We start from the raw sequence: 5,775 nt of genomic DNA on the forward strand, positions 1-5,775 counted from the left end.
ATGCACCTCGCCGTGAAGCGCGTCGGCGATCCGGCGGGCAAGCGGCAGGGCGGCGGGGCCGAGACAGAGGATCGCGGGCGCATTCATCGAAGCTGGGGTCCGTTCAGGGCGTCGAGGATCGCCGGCTCGGCGCCCTTGTAGAGAAGGATCATCGCGAAATAGGGAGCTGTCTCCCCAGTCTCGCCGAGCGGCTGGACGCGCTCGCCGGCCTGCCCGATCCGCTCGGCATAGGTCGCGCGATCCGTGAGGCCCATGCCCTCGATCAGCGCCTTCACGCGCCCGAAGTGCCGGCCGAGCTTCAGGATCGCGACGCTCTCGGCCGCCGCGATCGCCGGCAGCAGGGCATCGTCGGCAAGCGTTGCGGGCAGGACGGCGAAGCGGTCGGCGCGCGCGCTCAACGGACGCCGGGTGCGCGCCGCCGCCGCCATGACGGAGGAGACCCCCGGCACGACCTCGGTGGGGTAGCGGTGCCCGAGGCGGGCGAAGAGCTGGAGGAAGGAGCCGTAGAAGAACGGGTCGCCCTCGCAGAGCACCGCGACGTCATGCCCCGCGTCGAGCTCGGCGGCGATCCGCGGCGCGGCGAGATCGTAGGCACCCTGCCCCGGCGCGCGCTCCGTCGACATGCAGAGCTCAATCGCGATCTCGCGCTGCCCATGGCCGAGATGCGGCTCGGCGATCGAGCGCGCGAGGCTCGCGCCGCCCTCCGACAAGGGATAGGCGATCACCGGCACCTCGCGCAGGATGCGCGCGGCCTTGAGCGTCAGGAGTTCGGGATCGCCAGGCCCGAGACCGACGCCGAAGAGACGGCCGCTCACGAGGCCCTCTGCTTGGTGATGTGCCAGTGCGTCACCGGCATCGAGGCGCGCCAGCCGCGATAGGGGCCGACGGGCTCGGCGGTCGCCACCGAAACGCGGAGGAGTTCGCCCCCGTGAACCTCGTGGAGGGCAAGAAGGATCGCCTCCGATTCCAGCGTCACGGCATGGGCGACCAGCCGCCCGCCGGGCTTCAAGGCTCCGAACGCGGCCGGGAACAGACCGTCGGTGAGCCCGCCCCCGAGGAACACGGCATCGGGTGCGGGAAGGCTCTCGAAGGCCTCCGGGGCGCGCGTCGCCACGATGTCGAGACCGTGCGGAGCGAGGCGCGACGCGTTCTCGGCGATCATCGCGCGGCGCGCCTCGATCGGCTCAATGGCGATCGCCCGCCCGCCGGGCGCGGCCCGGAGCCATTCCACCGAGATGGAGCCCGACCCGGCGCCGACATCCCAGAGGAGGTGGCCCGGCATCGGCTCGAGCGCGGCGATCGCCAGCGCGCGCAGCGTGCGCTTCGTCATCTTGCCGTCGTGCCGGAAGGCCTCGTCGGGAAGGCCGGGCGCACGCGAATGGGCTCGCGCACCCTCGTCGAGCCGGCAATCGAGCGCGATCGTGTTCAGGGCGGCGACATCGCCGAGATCGAAGGTGGCGGCGTCCGACGCGCGCACCCGCTCGGCCGGCCCGCCGAGGTGTTCAAGGACGTGGAGCCGGCTACGCCCGAACCCAAGCTCGCGGAGCCGTGCCGCGAGGCGCGCCGGCGTTGTGCCGTCCTCCGACAGGAGAAGAACGCGCGCGCCGTCGGAGAGCTCGGCGAGAACGCTCTCGATCGGTCGGCCGTGGATCGACAGGCAGCGCACGTCTTCCAGCGACCAGCCGAGCCGCGCGGCGGCGAGCGAAAAGGCGGACGGGGCGGGCAGCACGGCAAATTCGCCGGCATCGAGCACCGTGCACAGCCAGCGCGCCGGGCCGAACCACGAGGGATCGCCGGTCGCGAGCACCACGGCCTGTCGCCCGCGTGCGGCGAGGATGTCGGCCGCCGTGTCGGCAAAGGGCGAGCGCCACGCCCGCCGCTCGGCGGGGTGATCGTCGGCGAGCATCGCCAGATGCCGCGCGCCGCCGAAGACGATCTCCGCCTGCGCAAGCCGGCGCGCGGCATCCGGCGAGAGCGTATCGAGCCCGCCGTCGCCGATGCCGATGACATGGAGCCACGGCGTCATGCCGGTGCGCCCGCAAGACCCGCGGCCAGCGCGTTGACCGCGGCTGCGGCGATCGCGCTGCCACCGCGCCGGCCCCGAAGCGTCGCGAACGGGATGCCGCGCGGGTTGGCGGCAAGTTCCGCCTTGGATTCGGCCGCGCCGACGAAACCGACGGGGAAGCCGAGGATGAGCGCCGGGCGCGGCGCGCCCTCGTCGAGCCGTTCGAGCAGGCGGAACAGCGCCGTCGGCGCGTTGCCGACGGCGACCACGGCCCCTTGAAGGTCGTCGTCCCACCAGTCGACCTGCGCGGCCGAGCGGGTGGTGGCGAGCCGGCGCGCGCGCTCGGGCACGCCCGCCTCGTTCAGCCGGCACAGCACCCGGTTGCCGGCCGGCAGGCGAGCCCGGATCACGCCGTGCGCCACCATTTCGGCGTCGACCAGGATCGGCGCGCCGGCCTGAAGCGCCGCGCGCCCCGCCGTTGCGGCATCCACGGAGATCACGAGGTCGTCGATCGCGTCCACCATGCCGCAGGCATGGGCGATGCGTATCGCGAGTTCGCGCGCATCTGGAGCGACGCGCGCGAGCGCCGCCGCGCCCTCCTCGCGGATGGTGCGAAAGCTCGCCTCGTAGATCGCGGCGGGATCGCGCAGATAAGCCGGCACGGACATCGCCGGCTCAGTGCCCCTTCAGCGTGCGCGGGCCCAAGGGGTGGTCGGCGTGCGGATAGGGATGATGGGTGTGGGCATGGCCGTGATCGTGGGCGTGGTCATGGCCATGCGCGTGACCATGATCATGTACGTGATCGTGGCCATGTGCGTGATCGTGGTGATGCCCGTCGCCCTGATGATGGTGATCGTGGCTGTGGTCGTGCGGATGGTCGTGACCGTGGTGGGGGTGCCCATGACCGTGTTCGTGATCATGAGGATGGTCGTGGCCGTGCGCCGCCGGACCCGTGCCGATGCCCTCGACGTGGTGATGGTGGCTTTCCTGCGGCAGGCCGACCTCGGCCTCGAAGCCCAGCACCTGCTCGCGATACTTGCACATCTGGCAGTTCATCAGGTTCGTGCCCTGGAGGATCTCCTCCAGCCGGTCGACGAAGGTCTCGACCACGAGATCGTGGGCGCCGAGATACTTCGCCTTCAGGAAGCGGATGTCCGGGTGCGCGGCGGCCACGCGATCCGTCGCATCGTAGATGCGGTCGACGAGGATGCCCGTGAACAGGAAGTAGGGAAACACCACGACGCGCCGGTAGCCGAGCCGCGCGACGTGCGTCAGGCCCGGCTCGACCAGCGGAAAGGTGACGCCGGAATAGGCCGTCTCGCCCCAGCCGAAACCGAGGCCCTCCCAAAGGAGGCGCATCACCTTGGCGACGTTGGAATTGGCGTCGGGATCGGACGCTCCGCGCCCGACCACCACCAGCATCGTGTCGTGCAGCGGCTCGCCGTCGCGCCAGCCGTCCGAGCGCAGCGTCTCGCGGATTCGCTCGCCCGCCGCGCGGATCATCTTCGGGTCGATGCCGAGCTCGCGCCCGTAGGTGACCGTCACGTCGTTCTGCGCGGCATAGGTGTTAAGGACGGACGGAATGTCGTTCTTGGCGTGCCCGGCCGCGAACAGCATGCCGGGCAGCGCCAGGATATCGGTCGCGCCCTTGGCCTTCAGCCGGTCGAGGCCGTCGCGGATGATCGGGGTCGCGAATTCGAGATAGCCGTAGTCGACGCTCCAGTCCGGCAGGCGGCGGGCCATCTTCTCGGCAAGGCCGCGGAACTCGTCCACCGCGCCCCGGTCGCGGCTGCCGTGGCCGCACAGCATCAAGGCCTTCATGGTCGTCCTCCGTCGTCGTGTCGCGCCGGAGGAGGCGCCGCGCCAGATGCGCGACGAATCGATCCGCCGGTTTCCGCGTCGGCCCCCGGATTGGGTCGGCCGCCCGTGAAATCATGTGTGAGAGCCTCGTTCGAGGCACCGTCAGGCCCCGGCTTCATGACGGACGGCGACCGCTTCGTCAAATCGCGTCCGTTTTCCCTTGGCCGGGAGCGCCACCCGCCTTAAGGCCATCCGGCCCGCTCGCGAAAGCCGCCGCCATGCCCTTCGACGAAACCTTCCTGCTTCTGGTCTTCGCCGCCTTCGGCGCAGGACTGATCGACGCGATCGCGGGCGGCGGCGGGCTGATCACCGTGCCGGCGCTGCTTCTCGGCGGTCTCGATCCGCTCTCGGCGCTCGGCACCAACAAGCTCCAGTCGCTGTTCGGCTCCGCCTCGGCGACGATCTCCTACGCGCGGCGCGGCCATGTGAAGCTCGGGCCGCTCCTGCCGGCGGCCGGCCTCTCCTTTGCCGGCGCGTGCCTCGGCGCGCTTCTGGCGACGGCCCTGCCGCTCGACCTCCTGCGCCGGCTCCTGCCCTTCCTTCTCATCGCCATCGCGATCTACTTCGCGGTGAAGCCGGGGCTCACCGACATCGACCGCGAGCGGCGCATCTCGCCCCGCACCTTCGCCCTCTTCTTCGTGCCGCTGATCGGCGCCTATGACGGGCTGTTCGGGCCCGGCACCGGCTCGTTCTTCATGCTCGCCTTCGTCTCGCTCGCCGGCTACGGCGTCCTTAAGGCGACGGCGCACACCAAGCTCCTGAACTTCGCCTCGAACGTCGGGGGCTTTGCCGTCTTCGCTGTCGTCGGCACCATTCACTGGAAGCTCGGTCTCGCGATGGGGATCGCGCAGTTCCTCGGCGCGCGCGTCGGCGCGGGCGTCGCCATGCGCTTCGGCGCCAGCGTGATCCGCCCGCTCCTGGTGCTGGTCTGCATCGCGCTCGCGGTGCGGCTCCTCTGGTCGTGAGCGGCGCCCGCGTCCTGGCCCTGATGCTGCAGGGCACGGGGTCGGACGTCGGAAAGAGCGTCCTCGTCGCCGGCCTCTGCCGGCTGTTCGCGAACCGGGGCCTCACCGTGCGGCCCTTCAAGCCGCAGAACATGAGCAACAACGCCGCCGTCGCCTGGAACGCCGAGGCCGGCGAATGGGGCGAGATTGGCCGCGCGCAAGCGCTTCAGGCTACGGCCTGCCGGGTGGCGCCGAGCGTCCACATGAACCCGGTGCTTCTGAAGCCGCAGTCCGAGACCGGCTCGCAGGTCGTGGTGCAGGGCCGCGTCGCGGGCACGGCACGCGGGCGCGACTACCAGGCGCTGAAGGCGAGCTTTCTGCCGGCCGTCCTCGACAGTTTCGCCCGCGTCTCGCACGGCGCCGACCTCGTCGTCGTCGAGGGCGCGGGCTCGCCGGCCGAGATTAACCTGCGGGCCGGCGACATCGCCAACATGGGCTTCGCGCGCGCCGCCGGCGTCCCGGTCGTGCTGGTCGGCGACATCGACCGGGGCGGCGTGATCGCCTCCTTGGTCGGCACCCACGCGATCCTTCCGGAGGGCGACCGCGCGCCGATCCGCGGCTTCCTGATCAACAAGTTCCGGGGCGACGTCTCGCTCTTCGACGAGGGGCTTGCGGCCGTCACCCGCTTCACCGGCTGGCCGAGCCTCGGGGTCGTGCCCTGGCTGCCGGAGACCGCGCGCCTGCCGGCGGAAGACTCCGTGGCGCTCGACCGCCGGGCGAGCCCGGAGCCGCGTCCGGGCGATCTCGTCGTCGCTGTGCCGCGCCTGCCGCATATCGCTAACTTCGACGATCTCGATCCGCTCGCGGCGACGCCCGGCGTCTGCGTGCGCCTCGTCCGTCCGGGCGAGCCCTGGCCGCGCGAGGCCGGGCTGGTGCTCCTGCCGGGCTCCAAGGCGACGATCGCCG

At 71.5% G+C, this 5,775-nt stretch carries 6 protein-coding genes; 2 read left to right on the forward strand and 4 right to left on the reverse strand.

Going from position 1 to position 5,775, the window contains the following annotated elements; all coding sequences use genetic code 11:
• Positions 1-83: 83 nt before the first annotated feature.
• The 4 genes from cobI to QZ753_RS14640 are packed head-to-tail and all read right to left on the reverse strand — an operon-like array spanning position 84 to position 3,826.
• Complete coding sequence (gene cobI, locus QZ753_RS14625; protein WP_294644617.1) at positions 84-815, reverse strand: precorrin-2 C(20)-methyltransferase; 732 nt, start codon at positions 813-815, stop codon at positions 84-86.
• Entirely contained in the window at positions 812-2,026 is a 1,215-nt protein-coding gene (gene cbiE / locus QZ753_RS14630; protein WP_294644619.1) for a precorrin-6y C5,15-methyltransferase (decarboxylating) subunit CbiE, read from the reverse strand. Before cbiE ends, cobI begins: the two co-directional genes overlap by 4 nt.
• The gene (locus tag QZ753_RS14635) at positions 2,023-2,667 is read right to left on the reverse strand and encodes a precorrin-8X methylmutase (RefSeq protein ID WP_294644624.1); all 645 of its coding nucleotides are present in this window, start codon (positions 2,665-2,667) and stop codon (positions 2,023-2,025) included. Before QZ753_RS14635 ends, cbiE begins: the two co-directional genes overlap by 4 nt.
• Positions 2,668-2,680: 13 nt before the next feature.
• Positions 2,681-3,826 carry a sirohydrochlorin chelatase gene (locus QZ753_RS14640; protein WP_294644621.1) on the reverse strand — a complete coding sequence of 382 codons (1,146 nt, stop codon included), beginning with the start codon at positions 3,824-3,826 and terminating at the stop codon, positions 2,681-2,683.
• Positions 3,827-4,083: 257 nt separating this feature from the next.
• On the opposite strand from QZ753_RS14640, the gene QZ753_RS14645 reads away from it, so the two are divergent.
• Both QZ753_RS14645 and QZ753_RS14650 read left to right on the forward strand, forming a co-directional pair.
• The gene (locus tag QZ753_RS14645) at positions 4,084-4,830 is read left to right on the forward strand and encodes a TSUP family transporter (protein WP_294644623.1); all 747 of its coding nucleotides are present in this window, start codon (positions 4,084-4,086) and stop codon (positions 4,828-4,830) included.
• A gap of 23 nt (positions 4,831-4,853) precedes the next feature.
• The coding region (locus QZ753_RS14650; protein WP_294644625.1) for a cobyric acid synthase at positions 4,854-5,775 on the forward strand (922 nt) is incomplete at its 3' end.

This window comes from uncultured Aureimonas sp. (genome assembly GCF_913775355.1).
GTDB lineage: Bacteria > Pseudomonadota > Alphaproteobacteria > Rhizobiales > Rhizobiaceae > Aureimonas.

Bases quoted from the DNA above. Each gene is read 5' to 3' on its own strand.
- QZ753_RS14645 (WP_294644623.1), top strand. From the start codon at position 4,084: ATGCCCTTCGACGAAACCTTCCTGCTTCTGGTCTTCGCCGCCTTCGGC.
- QZ753_RS14640 (WP_294644621.1), bottom strand. From the start codon at position 3,826: ATGAAGGCCTTGATGCTGTGCGGCCACGGCAGCCGCGACCGGGGCGCG.
- cbiE (WP_294644619.1), bottom strand. From the start codon at position 2,026: ATGACGCCGTGGCTCCATGTCATCGGCATCGGCGACGGCGGGCTCGAT.